This is a genomic window from Streptomyces sp. NPDC057099 (assembly GCF_042671245.1).
Classification (GTDB): domain Bacteria; phylum Actinomycetota; class Actinomycetes; order Streptomycetales; family Streptomycetaceae; genus Streptomyces; species Streptomyces purpurascens.
The window spans coordinates 408,711-428,779 of the sequence record NZ_JBHUTX010000002.1; the positions used below are offsets into that span (position 1 = coordinate 408,711).

Sequence of the window (20,069 nt, forward strand, 5' to 3'; positions counted from 1 at the left end):
ACGGTGATGCCGCGTCGGTGTGAAGGTCCCACAGGCGCAGGGCGATCGTAGCCTGAGGGCCCGGTCGCAGCGCCCATGACCAGGGCGGAACATCAGAACAGGCCCTCAGCCACCTCCTCCGGCCCGACACCGACCGCCGCCCCCCGTGGCAGGCGACCGCTGCCCCGCTACGTCATATCGTCACACCACGCCGCCCGGGGACTCGCAGCCGGAACTCGAGGGATTCCACAGCCGCCCGTGCCGCGGCCACCGCCTCCTCGGCGCTCTCTCCCCGCGCACGGGCAAACGCCACTCGGGACTCCGATGTCTCGAGTCTGCCGACCTCCGCACCCGGGCGTGCCAGCACAGCGACCTCGGTCACGCCCGGGAGCGCACGGGCCTCGTCGAGGCCGGACACGCCGTCGAGCACCCCGGCCGCGTCGAGCGAGCCGAACCAGATGGCCGAGCCGCCGGCCGGAGGCTCCTCGGCGAGAGCGGCCCGGATGCCGGGCAGCACCTTCTCCCCCAGTGTCTGGCGGGCCGTCAGGTCGTCCACATCGACTCCGGTCACGTCGAGGGCCAGAGCCGGGATCTGATCCCCGCCCATGCGAACGTGGGTCTCGATCAGCCGCGGGCCCTTGTCGCCGAGCACGACCTCCGTGTGCGTGGGGCCGAACTCCACCCCCAGTGCGTCGAGTACGCCGCCCACATACGCGTGGATCTCCTCGCGCAGGCCGGCGGGAAGATCCGCGGGAGACACATGGCCGAGTTCGACGAAGGTCTCCGGATCCGAGAACTTGCGGGTGATGGTCACGACCTGGTGCTCGCCCAGCTCGGAGAACGCCTCGACGCTGAACTGCGGGCCGTCGAGGAACTCCTCGGCCAGGACGCCGGTGTTCGGCAGTCCGAGATAGCTGCCGTCGGCCTTCGCGAAGGCCTCGGCCAGCTCGCTCTCGTCCACCACCTTGGTGACGCCCGCGCTGCCCGAGCTGGAGATCGGCTTCACCACGCAGGGCAGGCCGTTCTCCCGTACGAAGGCGCGCAGCTCGTCGAGGTCGGCGGCCCGGGCGCTGACGGTGGCGTCGACCCCTGCCTCGCGCAGACGGACCCGCATGGCCTCCTTGTCGTGGACCAGGGACACCGTGGCCGGGCTGTGGGCGAACAGCCCCAGGGCCTCGGCTATGACCGCGTAGTGGTCCTGGTCCCGTTCTCCGAAGGTGCCGATCCGGGTGAAGGGGTGCAGCGCGTGCACCGCCGCCGCCAGGTCGATCCACTCCTGCTCGGGCGCATCGCCGCGCACGCCGATGACCCGGGCGTTCTCGCCGGGGACACGGACCTTGCCGATGTAGTCCAGCTGGCAGATCACCGTCGTACGGGTGCCTGGCTGAAGAGCGCGGATACGGGCGGGGAAGTCGCGGCCTGGGCCGACGATCAGGACGTGTTCGGACAAGGTTGCTTTCCTGTCTGTTCGCGAGGGGACGGGAGGGGACGGGAGGGGAGGAGGCGGGCCGGCCTTACTGCCAGGCGGTGTTCTCGTGCCACCAGTCCATGGCTTCGGTGAGGCGTGCGCGGACCGACTCGGGGGTCTCGGCCTGGACGAAGAAGCTTGCCGCCCCGTCCCCGACATGCTCCACGCCCTTGCACTGGGCGCCGGGTTCCCGCATGAGCGTCATCTCCGTACCGGGAACCGGGCACGGCCGGGCCGGTGGTACGAAGGCGCCGTGCCCGGGAGGCACGATGACCCAGCCGACGGCGGCCGAGGGGGCCGCGGGCTGAGCGGTCAGGGCGAGAGCCGAGCCGCACTGCGCCCGAAGCCCTTCCCGCGCCAGCCCGACGCCGAAGACGCGCGCGTACTGCTCGCCGACCAGCGATCCGCCCGCGCGGCTGGCGATCTCGCACAGAACCGGCACGCCGTCCGGGCCGATCCACGCCTCCAGGTGGAACGCGAGCGGATGCGGAGCGGCGGGAAGGGCCGCGACGACGTCCTGAGCCATGCGCCGCATCACCGCCGTGCGAGGGTCCTCGGGCGCCAGCAGCACGCTGCCGATGTGCAGTTCGTCGTGGATGCGCTCCGCCAGGCCGCCGGTGTACTGACCGGGCCAGGCGTGCACGATCCGGCCGTCCCGCATGATGCCGTCGACGTGGAAGAACTCCCCCGTGGCGAAGCCCTCGACCATCCACTGGGCGGGCAGGTACGGCACGTCCGAGGAGCCCTCGCGGTCCAGGAACGCCGTGACGTCCGCCGGGCCGCGCAGGATCGCCACGCCCTCCGCGCCCGCGCCGAGGCGCGGCTTCACCACGACCGGGAAGCCCTCGGCCGCGATGAAGTCCAGGAGGTCCGCGGGGCTGTCGACCGGGGCGAACGCGGGCACACCGACGCCTGCCGCGCGGGCCAGCCGCTTCATGACGACCTTGTCCCGGTACGCGGTCGCCGACGCCACGTCCTGGCCCGGCAGGCCGAGGCGGGCCCGCAGCCGGGCCGCCCGGAGCACATCGCTCTCGCTGGTGCTGGCGACGAGTTCGGCCCCGTAGGCGCGGGCGGCCTCCTCGGCCGCCTGCTCGGCGGACCAGCTGTGGTAGGAGTCCACCAGGCGGTGCATCGGGAAGTGCTCGGCCAGGACGTCCTCCGCGCCCGCCACCGCCTCGGGTGTCGTGAGCAGGATGATGTCGTCCGCCGTGCGGTCCAGCCACCGGTGCAGCGGGCGGGTGGCGAGGGGCTGGCGGGAGAGCAGCAGAATCCTGGGCATGGTTCACGTCCTCGCTGGGATGGGGGTGGTGACGGGACGCAGGTCTCCGTGCAGATGCACCAGGCTGTCGCCCGGCGCTCCGTGCCGTACCTGCTCGACGGCGCCCACCAGCAGATGGTGGTCGCCCAGCCGGAGCTGCCGGTACCGGGAGCAGATCAGCCAGCTCGGACAGCCCTCCAGCAGCGGCACCCCGAACGGGCCCGGCCGCCAGGCGGTGGGAGGCGCGAACCGGTCACCGGACCTGGCGAAACGCAGGGCCAGATCCGCCTGGTGCGCTCCGAGCAGCTGGACGGCGAACCGGTCGCAGTCCTTGATCCGGCCCCAGGTGAGCGAGGTGTCGGCGAGCGTCACCGAGACCAGGGCCGGGGCGGCGCTGACCGAGGTGAAGGAGGTCACGGTCACGCCCATGGGTCCGTCGCCATCGGCAGCGGTCAGCACGGCGACACCGGCGGCATGCGCCCGCAGCGCGGACCGCAGCTCCGCCCCTTCGACGGTGACCGGGCGCTCGGCACTCACCGCGTGGCCCCGGACACCGCCCGGAACCCCGGCCGCGGCAGGCCCAGGTTCTCGCGAAGCGTCCTGCCCTCGTACTCGGTGCGCATGAGTCCGCGGCGCTGCAACTCGGGCACGAGCAGGTCGACGATCGCGTCGAGACCGCCGGGATGGTAGTCCGGCATGATGTTGAAGCCGTCGGCGGCCTCGTTCACGAACCACTCCTCCAGCTGGTCCGCGACGGTTTCGGGGGTGCCCAGCAGGAACCGGTGGCCGCGGCCGGCGGCGACGGACAGGTACAGCTCGCGGATGGTGAGGCCCTGCCGTCTGGCCTGTTCGTAGATCATCTGCTGCTTGCTGGTGCTGCCCTCCGTGGCGGGCAGCTCCGGCAACGGGCCGTCCAGCGGGTACCCGGAGATGTCGACCATGCCGAGCTGGTACGACAGCATGCCGAGGCCGACGACCGGGTCGACCAGCGACTGCAGCGTCTCGTACCGGTCCTCGGCCTCGGCCTGGGTGCGGCCCACGACGATGAAGGCACCGGGCAGGATCTTGACGTCGTCCGGGTGGCGGCCGTGGTCGGCGATCTGCTTCTTCAGACCGCGGTAGTAGACCTGCGCCTGGTCGAGGGTCTGCTGCACGGTGAAGACGACCTCGGCCCAGCGGGCGGCGAAGTCCTGGCCGTCCGGGGACGAGCCGGCCTGCACGATGACCGGATGACCCTGCGGCGGGCGGGCCACGTTGAGCGGGCCCCGCACCGAGAAGTGCTCGCCCCGGTGGCCGAGGACGTGCAGTTTCCCCGGGTCGAAGAAGCGCCCGGAGCCCTTGTCGTACAGGAAGGCGTCGTCCTCCCAGCTGTCCCAGAGGCCGGTGACGACCTCCATGAACTCGCGGGCGCGGTGATAGCGGGCGGCGTGCTCGGGCTGCTTGTCGAGGTTGTAGTTGCGGGCCTCGGCGTCCGTCGCCGAGGTGACGACGTTCCAGCCGGAGCGGCCGGCGCTGAGGTGGTCGAGCGAGGCGAACTGCCGGGCGACGGTGAAGGGTTCGTTGTACGTCGTCGAGGAGGTCGCCGTCAGGCCGATGTGGGTGGTGTGGACGGCGAGCGCGGACAGCAGGGTGAGCGGCTCGAAGTGCACCATGCGGCCCTGCCGGCTGAGTTCGTCGGCGTCCTTGTACTTGGTGCGCACGCCGGCGCCGTCGGACAGGAAGACCATGTCGAACTTGCCGCGCTCCGCGGTCTGCACCAGCGAGCGGTAGTAGTCGAAGTCGAGGCCGCCGTCCGGCCGGGCCTCGGGATGGCGCCAGGCGGCTATGTGGTGGCCGGGCGCGGGCAGGAAGGCGCCGAGTTTCATCATGCGGCGCTGCGGGCTGGTCACCGGTGTTTCTCCAAAGGCTGTGGGACGGGAAGTGTTGGGGCGCGAGGGGCCGTGCGGGGGGCGTCAGCCGAGTCGGCGCACCGGCTCGCCGGCCAGGTAGGCCTCGATGTCCTCGACGGCCTGGCCGTAGTACGAGCGGTAGTTGCTGTGGGAGACGTAGCCGAGGTGCGGGGTCGCCAGGAGCCGGGGCGCGGTGCGCATCGGGTGGTCCCCGGGCAGCGGCTCGCTGTGGAAGACGTCGACGCCGGCGCCGGCGATCCGTCCCTCGTGCAGCGCGGCCAGCAGGGCGTCCTCGTCGACGATGGCCGAGCGGGAGGTGTTGATCACGTACGCGGTCGGTTTGAGCAGGGCCAGCTCGGGCGCGCCGACGAGGCCGCGGGTGCGTTCGCCGAGCACGAGGTGGACCGAGACGAAGTCGCTGCCGCGCAGCAGCTCCTCCTTGGAGGGGGCCAGGTGGACGCCGGCCTCGTCGGCGCGCTCCTTGGTGAGGTTCTCGCTCCAGGCCGTCACCTCCATGCCGAAGGCGAGACCCACCCGGGCCACCCTGCTGCCGATCTTGCCCAGGCCGAGCAGGCCGAGACGCCGGCCGTGGAGGTCGGCGCCGACGGTGGACTGCCAGGGGCCGCCCGTGCGCAGGGCGTTGTTCTCGGTGACGATGCCGCGGGCGAGACCGAGCAGCAGCGCCCAGGTCAGCTCGACCGGCGGGGTGGAGGAGCTCGCGGTGCCGCAGACCGTGACGCCGTTGCGCTCGGCGGCGGTGTAGTCGATGACCGAGTTGCGCATGCCGGAAGCGATGAGCAGCTTCAGCCGGGGCAGGCGGTCGAGGAGACCGGCGCGGAAGGGGACGCGCTCCCGCAGGGTCACCGCGATGTCGAAGTCCGCGAGAGCGAGGGCCAGTTCGTCCTCGCCGGCGAAGTGCTCGGTGAAGGAGACGACCTCCACCCGGTCCTGGACGGCGCTCCAGTCGGCCACGGTGGTGGCGATGTTCTGGAAGTCGTCGAGCACGGCGCAGCGCAGCCGCATGTCAGTCCTCTCCGTGGATGTCATGGGTCCCGTGGGCGGGGGTGACGCCGATGCCGGGCGCGGTGGGCAGGGTGAGGGTGCCGCGGTCGACGCGCATGCCGGTGAACGGGTCGTGGAGCAGGCCGACGGGCCCGTCCAGGTCGAGGTGGTCGGCGAGCGGGGCGAGCTGGGCCATGGCGGTGGTACCGAGGGTGCTCTCCACCTTGCAGCCGAGCATGGTCGTCAGTCCGCAGGCCCGGGCGAGACTGAGCATCTCGAGCGTGGCGGCCAGGCCGCCGCTCTTGGCCAGCTTGATGTTGATGCCGCTGACACGGTCGCGCAGCCGCAGAACATCCTCGGGCCCGGCGCAGTCCTCGTCGGCGAAGACGGGGACCGGGGAGCGTTCGTGCACGTACCGAAGGTCGTCGAGCGCACCGGGGGCGACAGGCTGCTCCAGGATCTCGACGCCGTGCCGGTGCAGCTCTTCGGCGACGCGAAGGGCCTGGCCGGGGGACCACGAGCCGTTGCCGTCGACGCGGATGCGTCCGTCGTAGACCGAGCGGAGCACTCCGGCGCGGCTGCCGTCGTCCTCGGGTGTGAGCTTGAGCTTGAGGATCGGCCATTCGGCCAGCTTCCGTGCCTGCCGGACGAGTTCGTCGTCGGGGCAGGCGCCGATGGACAGCGCCGTGGGCGCGAGCGGCAGACCGTCGAGGCCGAGGAGCCGGTGCAGGGGCTGCCCGCTCGCCTTGCCGAGCAGGTCGTGCAGGGCCATGTCGACTGCCGACCGGGTCGCGGGGCTCATCGGCGGGAGCAGGTCCAGCGTCCGGCGCACCGCGAAGGGCGAGGCACCGGCCAGCAGCGGCGCGCAGGCGGCGAGGCCGGCCGGGTCGGCACCCCGCGCGGTCCCCAGCCCGCGCAGCCCCTCCCAGGTCAGTTCGACGACGCTCTGGCGCACCTCGGTGGTGACGCCGGTGTTGCTGACGAACGGTTCCCGCAGAGCGATGACGACCTCGCGCTGGGCGAGTCTCATCCCAGCACCTCCTCGAACGCCGCCACCGCACCACAGGCCTGCCGGAAGGTCAGCTCCCGGAACCCTTCGGGCTCCACCGGCACCGCGGCCTCGCGCAGGGTGTTGTCGGCCGGCACTCCGCTGCCGCTCCTGAAGCGGCCGCGCAGGTACTCCGAGAGCCGGTCGCGATGGGAGTCCAGCCAGGCCAGCGTGGTGTCGTAGGCGGCCTCGGGGCCCGCGGCGCGCACCCCGCGGAACAGTTCCGCCAGCAGCTCGACGTCGTCCGGCGCCGTGCTCGGCGGACAGAGCATGAACGCCTGGGCGGGCAACAGCACGAAGGCCACCGGTGCCGCCTCGTCGAAGTGCCGGACCAGCGGGTCGGTGATGGCCCGCAGGGAGCGCACCGTGGAGCGCCGGGACAGATAGCCGCCGCGCCGGGGCGGGCAGCCGGCCATGGCCCGGGCACCCCAGTGGAGATGGGTGATGAACGGGCTCTCGGGCGGGCCGGCCGGAGCGTCCGGGTGGTGCACGTCGAGCAGGGCGAACAGCACATTGGTGAGCTGGAGCGACATCACCGGCAGGACCGGCGGCAGGTCGCGCATCCGGGCGAAGAAGTCTGCCGGTTCCACCAGCGCGCGCACCGTCAGCATGACCGCTTCGGCCAGGGCGCGGGCCGAGGGGTAGCGGTGGCCGTCGAGTACGTAGCCGGTGCCGTCCGGCCGCAGGTCGCAGCGGCTCACCTCACCGTCCAGGTGCACGGCCTGGCTGATCAGCTCGGCGAACGCCTGGTTGCGGCCCTGCGCGGCCGCCTGCTCCAGGAGCAGGGTGAGCAGGTCGGTGACGAGCGGGGCGCGGTCGGTGAGGATGGCGGCCCAGTGCCGGAAGGGGTAGCCGGGCAGGGCCGACATCCGCTGCCGGTGGAGTTCCACCAGCGGAACCAGCTGCCCGTCCATTTCGGCCTGCACCAGGGGGCAGAACAGGGGCTTGCTCCGGTCGCGGCGGACGAAGCGGGCGCCGTCCCAGGTGTGCAGGGGCAGGGTGTGCCGCTTGCCTCGTTCGATGAGCGAACCGGGCTGGTACGCCTCGTCGCCACCCTCGGTGGCGGCCTCGGTGCGGGTGAAGCCGTAGATCAGCGGATAGCCGTGACCGCCGCCGCAGATCGCGGTGTTGAAGTCCATCGGCCCGGAGCGGCCGGCCGCGATGTCCTCCCAGTTGCCCAGGTGGCCGGTGCGCGGCGGCAGCAGGGCCGGGTCGGCGGCCAGGGCGTCCAGGACGGCGCCGATGGTCACGTCGTGCGTGCCGACGTGCACCGGGACGAAGGTCTTCGTCCCGGCGGTGAGGGCGTCGGCTTCGGCGGCCCGGCGCAGACCGAGCCGGTCGAGGATGTGTGCGCTCATCCGGACACGGCCTCCTGCTCGCGCAGTTGCCGCAGCAGGTACGGCAGCGTGCCGCCGCCCAGCAGGACGTCCCACTCACCCTCCGACTGCACGTCGGCGCGGGCCGTGAACACCTGCTCGCCCGCGGTGACCCGCACCTCTCGGGTCTCCCGTACCCGGTCCGGGTCCAGGTCCAGCGCGAACTCCTCGTGGCCCGTGAGGCCGAGGCCGGCCCAGCCGTGCCCGGCGGGCAGCAGCAGCGGCAGGATGCCCATGGCGCACAGGTTGGCACGGTGGATGCGCTCGAAGCTCTCCGCGAGGACCGCCCGGACACCGAGCAGCCAGGGCCCCTTGGCGGCCCAGTCGCGGGACGAGCCCATGCCGTAGCTGCGGCCGGCCAGCACGATCAGCGGGGTGCCGGACTCGGCGTAGCGCCGGGCGGCGTCGAAGACGGGCAGCCGCTCGCCGCTCGGCACGTGCAGCGTGCAACCGCCGCTGTCGCCGTCGCCGACCAGGAGGTTGCGCAGCCGGGGATTGCTGAAGGTGCCTCGTGCCATCACCTCGTGGTTGCCGCGGCGTGAGCCGTAGGAGTTGAAGTCGCGGACCCCGCGTTCGACGAGGTGAAGCCCGGCCGGGGAGTCCGCGGGGATGGCGCCGACCGGCGAGATGTGGTCGGTGCTGACGTCGTCGCCGAGCGCGAGCAGGGCGCGGGCACCGGACAGCGGGCCCGGAGCGGGGCCCGGGTCGACGTAGGCGGGGGGCCGGATGTACGCGGACGCCGGGTCCCAGGCGAAGACCTCGCCGTCCGGGGCGCTGATCGCCTCCCAGGCCGGGTCGGGCGCCTGGTCGTGGGCGAACATCTGCGGAGTGACGAACCGGTCTTCCAGTTCCCGCAGTTCGCCGTTGTGCGGCCACAGGTCCCGCAGATGGACGGGCCGGCCCTCGGTGTCCGTGCCGAGCGGCTCGTTCTCCAGGTCGGCGCGGACGGTGCCGACCAGCGCCAGGGCGACCACGAGGGCCGGGGACGCCAGATAGCCCGCACGGACCTGGGCGTGGATCCGCGACTCGAAGTTCCGGTTGCCGCTGAGCACGGCGGCCACCGTCAGCCCCAGGCGGTCGACGGCCTCACCGACCCCGGGGTTGAGCGGGCCGCTGCCGCCGTTGCACGTCATGCAGCCGTATCCGGCGACGTGGAACCCCAGCTTCTCCAGGTCGCCGAGCAGCCCCGACTCCGCCAGGTAGCGGGTGACCGCGCGGGAACCGGGCGAGAGACTGGTCTTGACGTGCGGGGGCACGGTCAGGCCGCGCTCCACGGCCCGGCGGGCGAGCAGTCCGGCGGCCAGCATCGCCTTCGGGTTGGAGGTGCTGGTGCAGGACGTGATGGCCGCGATGACCAGGTCGCCGTCGGACACCACGTCCTCGGCGCGGACCTCGCCCTGGTGCAGCTCCGCGAAGGAGGCGGGCAGCGCGCCGAGGGAGATCCGCTGGTCGGGTCGGCTCGGTCCGGCGAGACCCGGGCCGACCTCGCCCAGGTCGAAGTCGATGGTCCGCCCGAAGACGGGTTCCTCGCCGCCGCGCAGCAGCCGCTGGCGCAGGCAGTAGTCCCGCACCCGGGCCACGTGGGAATCCGTGCGGCCGGTGCGCCGCAGATAGTCCAGGGTCTCCTCGTCGACGGGGAAGAACGCGGTCATGGCACCGTACTCGGGAGCCATGTTGGCGATGGTGCAGCGGTCGGGCGCGGTGAGTTCATCGACCCCGGGGCCGGTGAACTCCAGCATCATCGCGCGCACGTTCCGCTCGCGCAGCCGGCGGGTCAGGGCGAGCACCACGTCGACGGGCGAGGTGCCGGGGCTGACCGCGCCGGTGAGGCGGACGCCGACGATGGGGGGAATGCCGATCGGCTGGGCGAGGCCCAGCATCTGCGCCTCCGCCTCCAGGCCGCCGACGCCCCAGCCCAGCACTCCGAGGCCGCCCACCATGGTGGTGTGACTGTCGGTGCCGAGCACGGTGTCGGGATACAGGCCGCCGTCCCGGCCTTCGGCGACCACCGTGGCGAGCCGCTCCAGATTGACCTGGTGGACGATGCCGTGGCCCGGCGGGATGACACGCAGCCCGTCGAAGGCGCCCTCGGCCCACTTGAGGAACGAGTAGCGCTCCTGGTTGCGGGACATCTCCAGCGCCTCGTTGAGCCGCAGCGCGTCCGGACGCCCCGCCCAGTCGGCCTGCACGGAGTGGTCCACGACCACGTCGATGGGCAGGGCGGGATTGACCCGGCCCGGCTCGGCGACGCGGTCGCGCAGCACGGCGAGGTCGACGAGCAGCGGGATGCCGGTGTAGTCCTGCACGAGGATGCGGGCGGGCCGGAACGGCATCTCCAGGCCGGGGGCCTCTCCGAGCGCGAGGCGCTTGCCGAGAACCGCGGCCTGCTCCGGGTCGCCGCCGCGCAGCAGGGATTCGATCAGGACACGGCCGGTGTACGGGACGGCGCCGAGGTCGAAGCCGCGCTCCTCGGCGAAGCCGGGCAGCGAGGGCGCCGAAGGCGCGGCAGATGTCGTACGGCTCATCGGCCGTCCGCCTTCCGGTAGGTCCGGCCGTGTGGCCCGGCATAGGTGAGCAGCGGCCGGATCAGCACGTTGTTGGACTGCTGTTCGAGCGCCTGGGCGACCCAGCCGGGAGCGCGGCCGACGACGAAGAGCGGCACGGCCAGGTCGTCCGGCAGGCCGAGCAGCCGGTAGGCGAGCCCCGCGTACAGGTCCACGTTGGGGGCGACGCCGTGCCGGCCGTACGGGCGCATCGCCGTGGCCACGGCGTCCAGGATGTCGAGGCCGGTGGTGTCGCCGCGCTCCTCGCTCAACTCGACGACGGTGGAGCGCAGATGACGTACGCGGGGATCCTCGGTCCGGTAGACGCGGTGGCCGAAGCCCATCACGGGCTCGCCCCGGCTCTGGAGCGCCTCGACGTGCGCCCGCGCGTTCCCGGGCGAACCGACCTGGTCGACGAGGCCGACGACGCGCTCGGCGGCACCGCCGTGCACCGAGCCCGCGAAGGCGGCTATGGCGGCGGTGATCGCGGCCGTCATGCCGGCCCGGCAGCCGATGGCGACGCGGGCGGTGAACGCGGAGGCGTTGGAGCTGTGGTCGGCATGGACGATGAAGCCCTTGTCGATGAAGCGCACCGCGGCCGGCGAGGGCCGCTCGCCGAGCAGCACGGTGAGGAACGCCTCGGCGTGGGTGGCGTCCTCCGGCGGCGGCAGTGGCTCGCGGCCGGTGCGGAAGGCGTGGTGCGCGGCGACGATCATCGGTATCCGGGCGATCAGCGAGACACCGGTCTCCAGGGCCTCGGCATGGCTCTCGTCGGTGCCGGGCGCCCGTCGCGGGCCGAAGGCGCCGAGCGCGGAGACACAGGTGCGCAGTGCCTCCATGGGGTGCGCGTGCGCGAGGGAGCGGACCAGGGCGAGGACGGGCTCGGGCAGTGCGCGCAAGGCGCGCAGCTGCTTCGCGAAGCTCTCCAGGCCCGCGGCGTCGGGGAGTTCACCGTGGACCAGCAGGTGAGCGACCTCCTCGAAGGAGGACCGCTCGGCCAGGTCGTGGATGCTGTAGCCGCGGTATTCGAGGACGCCCTCGGCGCCGTCGATGTGGGTGATGGCGGTCCGGTCGAAGACGACGCCCTCCAGACCCCGGTGTACGGTGCGGCGCTCCTCCTGCCCGGCGGCCGCGACGGGGAGCCCCCCGTCCCCGCCGGTCCGCCCGGGGACGCGGGTCGCGGCGAACTCGCGGACGGCCGCCACCGATCGGAGCCCCAGTGTGAGGTCGTCGTCGATCTCGACGCCGTACTCCTGCTCGATGGCGACCAGCAGCGAGACGTGGCCGAGCGAGTCCCACTCCCTGATCGACTGGTATTCGAGCCCGTCCGTGACACGGTCCTCGGCAATGCCCAGGGCGCGGGCTATGAGCTGGTCGACGTTGCTCACGATTCCCTTTCTTGGAGGTCCGCAGACCTCGTTCTTGAGGTCAGAGACCTTCGTCGAGTCGTCTGCGCAGCGCGCCGCGGTCGGTCTTGCCGTTGCCGTTGACCGGCATCTCGTCGACGACGTGGACCGAGCGCGGCACCATGTAGGCGGGCAGCGCGTCGGCGCAGGCCTCGGTCAGCGCGGCCGGATCCGTGGCGCCCGAGACGACGGCGCTGACGGTGTCCGCGTCGGGCCACAGCAGGGCGACCGCCTCGACGGCGCCCGCGCGGCGCAGCACGGCCTCGATCTCGCCCAGTTCGACGCGGTGGCCGCCGACCTTGACCTGCTGGTCGTTGCGGCCGAGGCAGACGTATTCGCCGTCCTGAAGCCGGACCAGGTCTCCGGTGCGGTAGTAGGTACGGCCGCCGTGCGAGAAGTAGCGCTCCGCGGTGATCTCGGGGGCCTGCCAGTAGCCGGGGGTGACCTGCGGTCCCGTCATGCAGAGTTCGCCGGTCTCCCCGTCGGGCACCGGGTTCGACTCCTCGTCCACCACCAGGGAGTCGAGGCCGGGGTACGGGCGGCCGATCGGCACGTTGTCGTGCACGCAGGCCGCGGGGCTGGTGGCCGGGTCCCAGCGGTGCACCGTACAGGCGATGGTGAGCTCGGTCGGCCCGTACAGGTTCTCGACCACCGAGCCCGGAGCGGCGGCCTGCCAGGCCTCGGCGGTGGCGCGGGGGAGTGCCTCGCCGCAGAACAGGCTCCAGCGCAGCGTGGGCATGGTGGCGGGCCGCAGCACTCCGCGCCTGCGCAGCATGGCGGCGACGGAGGGCACGGAGAACCACACCGTGATCCCGTTGCGCTCCAGGTACCTGAAGGGAGCCAGGACTTCGATGGACTCCATCGAGCAGACCCGCGCGCCGTTCTCCCACGCCATGAAGAGGTCGAAGACCGACAGGTCGAAGGTCTGGTCGAAGGTCTGCGTGAGCCGGTCGTCGGGCGTGAGCCGGTATCGCTCCTGGTTGGCGTCGAGGAACGCCCGGACGTTGCCGTGGGTCACCGGGACGCCCTTGGGCACGCCGGTGCTGCCCGAGGTGAACAGCAGATACGCGATGTCGTCGGGCGACACCTCCGGCAGCTGCTCCAGCGGCGCGGCCACGGCCAGGTCCATGGCGTCCAGTACCCGTACGTCGTTCCCGAGATCGACGGCCTGGCCGCGTACGGCGTCGGGCAGCAGCACGACCGGGCTGCGCGGCAGGTCCCGGAGTATCCCGGCGAGGCCGGGCAGCGAGGCGGAGTCGACGATCACCGCGTCGACGTCGGCCCGTTGGAGCATGGACCGGGTGCGCTCGGCCGGGAACTTCCGGTTCAGCGGCACGAATGCGGCGCCGGCGCACAGCGCGGCGGCGACGCCCAGGTACGAGGCCTCGCTGCGGTGGGCGAACACGCCGACGCGGCGGGGCCGGCCGCCGGCCGCCTCGACCAGCAGGGCGGCCCACCGTCGCGCGGTGGCCGCGGCCTCCTCGTAGGTGTAGCCGCGGCTGCCGATGGTCAGAGCGACGCTGTCGGGCAGGACGCGCGCGTGGTGGAGGAGGCCGGCTCCCAGGCGCACATTCAGTGCTGTGGTCATGTCGATCCGAACTCATCGATGACTGGACCCGACCGACGCTAGTCACGCTGCCTCCCGACAGCTCGTTTGTGCGCGCTGAATCCCTAAACACCGCTATCCCGAGAAAAGCGCGTTCTGCTCGTTTGCCGCACGGCTAATCGCCGAGGGGCCCGAAAGCGAAACAGCTGCGCACCCCGGTCGGTGTTCCGGGGTGCGCAGCCGCAAGGGAAAGCCGGTCCGCTCAGCCGGTGAAGCCCTGGTCGCTCAGCGCCTTGTCGATGCGGGCACGGTGGTTCGCCTCCCAGGCGTCGAGGGACTCCTCGGCCTCCTTGGCCAGTTTCGCCTGAGCCGCCGCGAGGATCTCCTCCCGGCGGGCGGCGGGAGTCACGACGATGCCTTCCTCGTCGGCGACCACGATGTCGCCGGGGTGCACGAGCACGCCCCCGACGCGGGCCGGCTCACCGAGCGAGCCGACCTTCTTCTTGGTGCCGGGGATCGGGATGACACCGCGCGAGAAGACGGGAAAGCCCGCCTCGCGCACCTCGCCGAGGTCGCGGATGACACCGTCGACGACGAACGCCGCGACACCCCGGCGCTGGGCGACGGCGCACACATTGCCGCCGGCCAGCGCGTAGTCCACATCGCCCGACTCCACGACGATGACCGAGCCGGGCTCGGCGCGGTAGATCGCGGCGTGCAGCATCAGGTTGTCGCCGGGCTCGCACCGCACGGTGTACGCCGGACCCGCGACACGGGGCGAGTTCCACAGCGGACGGATACCGGTGTCCATGACCTGGGCGCGGCCCAGCAGATCGGCGAGGGTCGTGGGAGGAACGTCCTTGAATGCGTTGTCCATTGCTTCCTCTGTTTCGGTGGGTGGTGTCACGGCCGGCGGACCGGTCAGCGGCCGGGGACCGCGTCCTTCTCCGGACTGTAGAAGTGCCGATCCCAGGTGGCACCGCCGTCGGAGCTCGACAGCACGATGCCCTCGTCGCCGACGATCCATGAGTCGAGCGCGGAGAGACTGCGCACGTTCCACAGCGACATCCCGGTGCCCGTGGTGCCGACCTGCCAGGTCGTGCCGGCGTCGTACGAGGTCATGACGGTGTCGCTGCGGCCGACCACGCGGCCGGTCCGGCCGTCGGGCGTGAAGTGCACGGCGGTGAAGTTCTGCCGGGTGGGGCTCTCGCGGCGCTCCCAGGTGCGGCCCCCGTCCCGGGTGTGCGCGACGGTGCCCCGGTGGCCGACGGCCCAGGCCGTGGCGGGGTCCACGGCGTGGATGTCGATCAGGTCGTCCGTGCCGCCGCTGTCCTGCTTCTCCCAGGTGGCCCCGCCGTCCCGGGTGGCGAGGACCGTGCCGCCGGTGCCCACGGCCCAGCCGGTGCGGTCGTCGGCGAAGTCCACCGCCCACAGGGCACAGTCCGGGTACGGGCTCGGCTGGTGCAGCCAGGTGCTGCCGCCGTCCCGGGTGCCGAGGATGGTGGCCCGGTCGCCGACGGCCCAGCCGGTACGGGCGTCGGGGCGCATATGCACCTCGAGGAGATCCTTGCTGCTGCCGCTGGCCTGGTGCTGCCAGGAGATGCCGGAGTCGCGCGTGACCAGAATGGTTCCGGCCCGGCCGACGGCCCAGGCGGTGGTGTCGTCGGCGGGCGAGACCGAGTAGAGGTTCGCGGCCGTGCCGCTGGGCTGCCGGGCCCAGCGGCGTCCGGCCCGGGTGGCCAGCACGGTGCCGCCGTCGCCGACCACCCAGCCGTCCCGGCCGGTGGGGAAGATGTGAACGCCGTACAGATTCCGGCCGGTGCTGGCCACGTGGGAGGACCAGGTCGCGCCGTGGTTCCCGGTGGCGATGACGGAGCTGCCGTCGCCCACCGCGTACACCTCGGCGCCGTCGGGACGGGCCCACACCGCCTTCAGGTTGTCGGCGATGCCGCTGTCCTGTGCCTCCCAGGTGACGCCGCCGTCCTTCGTCGCCCGTACGGTGCCGCCGTCGCCGACCGCCCAGCCGTGCTCGCCCGACGCGGTGAACGCGACGCCCCACAGGCTCACGTCGGTGCCGCTGTCCCGCGTCTCCCAGGTGACGCCGCCGTCCTTCGTCGTCAGTACGGTGCCGGCGCGGCCGACGACACGTGCCGCGCCGCCGGTGCCGGCGTGGACGCAGGTGAGCGTGGCCCTTGACGGGGCGGTCTGCCGTTGCCAGGTGGTGCCGGCGTCGGTGGTGGCGAGGATGGTTCCCTCGGTGCCGGTCGCCCAGCCGTGGTCGCCCTCGAAGTGGACGCTCAGCAGCGGCACTTCGGTGGGCGTGACCTGCCGTTGCCAGGTGGTGCCGGCGTCGGTGGTGGCGAGGACGGTTCCCTCGGTGCCGGTCGCCCAGCCGTGGTCGCCCTCGAAGTGGACGCTCAGCAGCGGCACTTCGGTGGGCGTGTCCTGGGGGTGCCAGGTGGAACCGCCGTCGTCCGTGGCCAGGACGAGGCCGGCGTCGCCGACGGCCCACCCGCGCCGCGCGTCGGCGAGGAAGGTGACGTCCCACAGCTGTGCGCCGCTGCCCGTGTCGCCCACCTGCCAGGTGGCACCGCCGTCCGTGGTGACCGCGAGCAGACCGTCCCGGCCGACGGCCCAGCGGGCGTCGCCCGAGCCGTGCACACCGGCGAGGTCCTTGTGGACGCCGCTGAGCTGCGGGCTCCAGGTCTCACCGCCGTCCGGGGTGGCGAGGACAAGGCCGCAGTCGCCGACCATCCAGCCGTGCCGGGTGTCGGGCATGAACGCGAGTGCCACCACGTCCTTGGCCGTGCCGCTGGACTGCGGGGACCAGGTGCGGCCGCCGTCGTGGGACGCGAGGATGACGCCGTCGTCGCCGGAGGTGCGGACCTCACGGCCGTCGGGCGCCGCCCACAGCCCGTACAGGTCGAGGCCGGTGCCGCTGTCCGCCCGGATCCAGGTGCCGCCGCCGTCCTCGGAGCGCAGCACCGTGCCCATGCGGCCGACGGCCCAGCACAGGTCGGGCGACACCGCGTAGATGCCCCGCAGGTCGGCATCGGCCTCGCTCTGCTGAACGACCCAGGTCGCTCCCGCGTCGGTGGTGGCGTGGATGCTGCCCCGTTTGCCGATGATCCAGGCGGTCTTCTCGTCCAGCGCGAAGCAGCGGGTGAAGTGCGTGTCGTCGGAGTGCTGCCGCCGCCAGGTCAGTCCGCCGTCGGTCGAGACGAGGACGGTGCCGCTGTCCCCGACGGCCCAGCCGGTGCGACCGGTGGCATCGAAGGAGATGCCGTACAGGTTGCGGTCCGTGCCCGTGCTCCGCTGCTCCCAGTGCCGGCCGCCGTCCGTGGTGTGCAGGATGACGCCGTCCCGGCCCGCCGTCCAGCCGCGCTCGGTGTCGGCGAAGCACACCGCGCGCAGGTCCTTGTCGGTGCTGCCCTGCGCGTGCCAGCGCAGGCCGCCGTCCGTGGTGGCCAGGATCATGCCGCCGTCGCCGACGGCCCAGCCGTGGGCCTCGTCCACCAGGCAGACGCCTTGGAGGTTGACGCTCCGAGGGGCAATGGTGCGGGTCATGGGTGACACCTCGCTGAGTGAGGGGCGTGTGGAAGGGCTTGCCGAGGCGCACGGCGGGCCGGGGCTCAGGCCGCGGCGGCGGCCTCTTCGGCGGTGGCGGCCCGGCTGCGCACACCGCGGGCCACGACGGCCGGCATGGCGGCGCCCAGCAGGGCGTACGCCACCGCCAGGACGATCCAGCCGGTCGCACCGTGGCCGATGACCAGCCAGGTGAAGACGGCGGGGGCGAACATCTTGCCGACGTCGCCGCCCATCTTGTACGTGCCCTGGTACTGGCCCTGGGCGTGGTCGGGCGCGAGGTCGTACGCGATGGTCCAGCTGCCTGCCGCGTGCCGGATCTCGCCGAGCGCGTGCACGAGAGCGCCCAGGACCAGCAGGACGCAGGCCGCCGCCATCCCGCTCCCGCCGGTCGTCGCGAACACCAGGCAGGCGGCCGCCACACAGCCCGCTCCCTGGAAGCTCGCCCAGGACGCGGACCTGGGATCGTCGGTGCCGCGGGCCGCCCTGGTCTGGAAGGCCACCACGAAGGCGGTGTTGACGAGCAGGATGGCCGCGCTCATCCAGCGCGGGGCGTCCGTGTGGCTGATGACCCACAGCGGCAGCACGATGTCGAGCAGCAGCGCGTGCGTGACGAGCAGTCCGTCCAGCGCGGTGAACGCCAGGAACGGCATGTCACGCAGCACCGCGAAGGCCGCGCCCGCCGAGGCCGGCACCGGTGGCACCGGTGCCTCCTTGAGGGTGAGCAGGCCGGTGACGAGGAAGCAGAGCGCGGTGAAGAGGACGGCGCCCTGGTAGCCGACGCGTTCGCCCCAGGCCAGGACGAGGCCGGAGATGCAGGCGCCGATCGACATGGTCACGTTGAGCGCGGCCCGGATGTACGCCATGACCCGGGCCCGCTCGCCCTTCGGGACATTGGCCGCGATCATCGCCTTCCGGGCGTTGTTGCCGGCCCGGTAGGCGAGGCCCTGTGCGGAGGTGACGAGCAGATACGACCAGAACCCCTCGACGAACACCAGCGCGGCGGTCAGCGGCGCCAGGGCCAGGAACGACCACATCTGGACCGTGCGCGGCCCGGCCCGGTCGGCGAGGTGGCCGAGCGGGATGCTGGACACCAGGACGAGAGCGGCCGCGATGCCCACGCTGATGCCGAGCTGACTCGGCGTGAGACGGACCATGGTCACCGCGTAGATCGCGTTGATGGCCATCCACAGCCCCTGCCCCAGGCTCATCACCATGGTGATGAACGTGAGCATCCGGGCGGGACCGGGCGGGGGGAGAACACGGGTCAGCACGGATCGGCTTCCTGTCGCATCGCTGAGAATTCGTTCGGGAGGCTAGTTCATGGGAGGGGACGCGCCACCGTTGTGGGCGCAAACCGACTTGACGGCGGAAAGCCTGTTCTTCTCGTAAATCCAACGGCCGTTGCGCGGCCGGGTCCTGTGGTCGGCCGACGACCGTGAGCGGGCGTGCCCGGCGCGGCCCGGGCAGTGCGGGGAGCGCTGGCGGTGCGTCGGCGCGGGGCGGGGATCCGGCAGGTCGTGCCGCCCGGCGAGCAGCTCCTGGACACGCACCTTGGCGGCCATCAGGGGCACCCGCAACCGGCTCTCACGTGCTTCGGCACGCCGCTGCCTGTCCGGGCGCCGGACTCCGTACCACCGGCGTGCCCACAGCGCCCGGGGCCGGCTGAGCCGCAGCGCGCCGACGACGAGCAGCGGCGGCCAGAAGATCCCCACGAGACCGGTCCAGGTCTTGCCCTTGAGCAGCGTGACCGCCGCGAGCAGGAGCGCACCGGCCACCTCGGCGGCGAACACCGCGGTGGCTCCGTCGCGACTGAGAACGTCCCAGCGGCAGAGGCCGAGCGGGCGCATGCCGATCAGCATCATGCCGCTCAGGGCGACGGCGGCGAAGACGGCGTCCACCGAGGTGCGTCCGCGCTCGGTCCAGTAGACGTCCTCGAGGTGCAGGATCAGCGCGAACTCGTCCAGGACGAGCCCCGTTCCGATCCCGAACACCACCGCGAGGACCGCGCGCCAGACGGGCCACCCGTCCGGCACGGCGAGCCCGGCGATGCCCGCCGCCGCCATCAGCACCACACCGAAGACCACGTGGTGGACATGGAGCCCGCCCAGCCGGACGTTTCCCGGCCACCAGCGGACCTCGGCCCGGATCAGCCGGACGCTGAACCGGATCCCCACGAAGGCGGTGAGCAGCCCGACGAGGAACGACAGGAGCGGCAACCGCCCCGTGGCCACGACGCACTGCTGGAACCAGGGCGCCACACCGCTGCCGTACCCCGCCATCAGAGACCGGAGTACAGGTGCTGAGGCCGCCCGCTGTCGCCATAGCGCAGGGTGAGCCGCAACTTGCCGTTCCCGGCCAGGTACTTGAGGTATCGCTGGGCGGTCGACCGGCTGATCCGCGCCTGCTCGGACACGTCCTGGGCGGAAACCTGCCGTTCGGCCCCGTACTTCGCGACGATGCGCAGGATCAGCTCGGCGGTGCGTTCCGAGTACCCCTTGGGTATGGCGTGCTCGGCCTCTTTGGTGCGCAGGGCGCCGAACGTCCGGTCGATGCGGGCCTGGTCCATCTCCGTGCCCTCGTCGATGTTGCCGCGCAGCTGGGCGTAGGCCTCCAGCTTGCTGCGCAGGCCGTCACTGGTGAACGGCTTGGCGAGGTAGTAGAGGGCCCCGGCGCGCAGGGCCTCGTGGACCGACGTGGGCCGGCGGTCTGCCGTGACCATGATGACGTCGACGTCATGGCACATCTGCCGGAGGCGACGTGTGAGGGACAGTCCGCTCTCGTTCGGCAGGAACTGGTCGAGAAGGATCAGGTCGATACCGCCGCGCTCGACGGCCGCGAGGGCCGGAGCGGCGCTGTGCACGATTCCGGCCACCCGGAATCCTGGCACGTTCGACACATAATGGGCGTTGATCTTCGCCACATAGAAGTCGTCGTCAACGACGAGCACATTGAACATGGTTCCCCCG

At 72.4% G+C, this 20,069-nt stretch carries 15 protein-coding genes; all 15 read right to left on the reverse strand.

Annotation, left to right across the window (positions count from 1 at the left end):
• Nucleotides 1-172 precede the first annotated feature (172 nt).
• Complete coding sequence (locus ACFT4A_RS04240) at nucleotides 173-1,429, reverse strand: ATP-grasp domain-containing protein (protein ID WP_382825792.1); 1,257 nt, start codon at nucleotides 1,427-1,429, stop codon at nucleotides 173-175.
• 64 nt (nucleotides 1,430-1,493) lie between these two features.
• Nucleotides 1,494-2,726, reverse strand: a complete 1,233-nt coding sequence (locus ACFT4A_RS04245) for an acetyl-CoA carboxylase biotin carboxylase subunit family protein (RefSeq protein WP_382825794.1) — start codon at nucleotides 2,724-2,726, stop codon at nucleotides 1,494-1,496.
• A 3-nt stretch (nucleotides 2,727-2,729) separates the two neighbouring features.
• Entirely contained in the window at nucleotides 2,730-3,242 is a 513-nt protein-coding gene (locus tag ACFT4A_RS04250; RefSeq protein WP_382825795.1) for a flavin reductase family protein, read from the reverse strand.
• Nucleotides 3,239-4,594, reverse strand: coding sequence for an LLM class flavin-dependent oxidoreductase (locus ACFT4A_RS04255; protein WP_382825797.1), 1,356 nt, complete (start codon nucleotides 4,592-4,594; stop codon nucleotides 3,239-3,241). The genes ACFT4A_RS04250 and ACFT4A_RS04255 overlap by 4 nt, the downstream gene beginning before the upstream one ends.
• Nucleotides 4,595-4,657: 63 nt before the next feature.
• Nucleotides 4,658-5,617 (reverse strand): D-2-hydroxyacid dehydrogenase family protein, encoded by a 960-nt coding sequence (locus ACFT4A_RS04260; RefSeq protein WP_382825799.1) that lies wholly within the window; start codon nucleotides 5,615-5,617, stop codon nucleotides 4,658-4,660.
• Between the two features lies 1 nt (nucleotide 5,618).
• On the reverse strand, nucleotides 5,619-6,626 hold the full coding sequence (locus ACFT4A_RS04265) for a mandelate racemase/muconate lactonizing enzyme family protein (RefSeq protein WP_382825801.1): 1,008 nt from the start codon (nucleotides 6,624-6,626) through the stop codon (nucleotides 5,619-5,621).
• Nucleotides 6,623-8,002: a DUF6025 family protein gene (locus ACFT4A_RS04270; RefSeq protein WP_382825802.1), complete on the reverse strand. Its 1,380-nt coding sequence runs from the start codon at nucleotides 8,000-8,002 to the stop codon at nucleotides 6,623-6,625. The genes ACFT4A_RS04265 and ACFT4A_RS04270 overlap by 4 nt, the downstream gene beginning before the upstream one ends.
• A complete protein-coding gene (gene acnA / locus ACFT4A_RS04275) occupies nucleotides 7,999-10,545 on the reverse strand; it encodes an aconitate hydratase AcnA (protein ID WP_382825804.1) in 2,547 nt (848 codons plus the stop codon). The genes ACFT4A_RS04270 and acnA overlap by 4 nt, the downstream gene beginning before the upstream one ends.
• Complete coding sequence (locus ACFT4A_RS04280) at nucleotides 10,542-11,951, reverse strand: citrate/2-methylcitrate synthase (RefSeq protein ID WP_382825806.1); 1,410 nt, start codon at nucleotides 11,949-11,951, stop codon at nucleotides 10,542-10,544. The genes acnA and ACFT4A_RS04280 overlap by 4 nt, the downstream gene beginning before the upstream one ends.
• A 40-nt stretch (nucleotides 11,952-11,991) precedes the next feature.
• On the reverse strand, nucleotides 11,992-13,557 hold the full coding sequence (locus ACFT4A_RS04285; protein WP_382825808.1) for an amino acid adenylation domain-containing protein: 1,566 nt from the start codon (nucleotides 13,555-13,557) through the stop codon (nucleotides 11,992-11,994).
• 220 nt (nucleotides 13,558-13,777) lie between these two features.
• The gene (locus ACFT4A_RS04290; RefSeq protein ID WP_382825809.1) at nucleotides 13,778-14,392 is read right to left on the reverse strand and encodes an RraA family protein; all 615 of its coding nucleotides are present in this window, start codon (nucleotides 14,390-14,392) and stop codon (nucleotides 13,778-13,780) included.
• Between the two features lie 44 nt (nucleotides 14,393-14,436).
• Complete coding sequence (locus tag ACFT4A_RS04295) at nucleotides 14,437-17,082, reverse strand: WD40/YVTN/BNR-like repeat-containing protein (RefSeq protein ID WP_382825810.1); 2,646 nt, start codon at nucleotides 17,080-17,082, stop codon at nucleotides 14,437-14,439.
• 65 nt (nucleotides 17,083-17,147) lie between these two features.
• Nucleotides 17,148-18,374, reverse strand: a complete 1,227-nt coding sequence (locus tag ACFT4A_RS04300; RefSeq protein ID WP_382825812.1) for an MFS transporter — start codon at nucleotides 18,372-18,374, stop codon at nucleotides 17,148-17,150.
• 42 nt (nucleotides 18,375-18,416) lie between these two features.
• A complete protein-coding gene (locus ACFT4A_RS04305; protein WP_382825814.1) occupies nucleotides 18,417-19,382 on the reverse strand; it encodes a hypothetical protein in 966 nt (321 codons plus the stop codon).
• The gene (locus ACFT4A_RS04310) at nucleotides 19,382-20,059 is read right to left on the reverse strand and encodes a response regulator (RefSeq protein WP_382825816.1); all 678 of its coding nucleotides are present in this window, start codon (nucleotides 20,057-20,059) and stop codon (nucleotides 19,382-19,384) included. The genes ACFT4A_RS04305 and ACFT4A_RS04310 overlap by 1 nt, the downstream gene beginning before the upstream one ends.
• Between the last annotated feature and the right edge of the window lie 10 nt (nucleotides 20,060-20,069).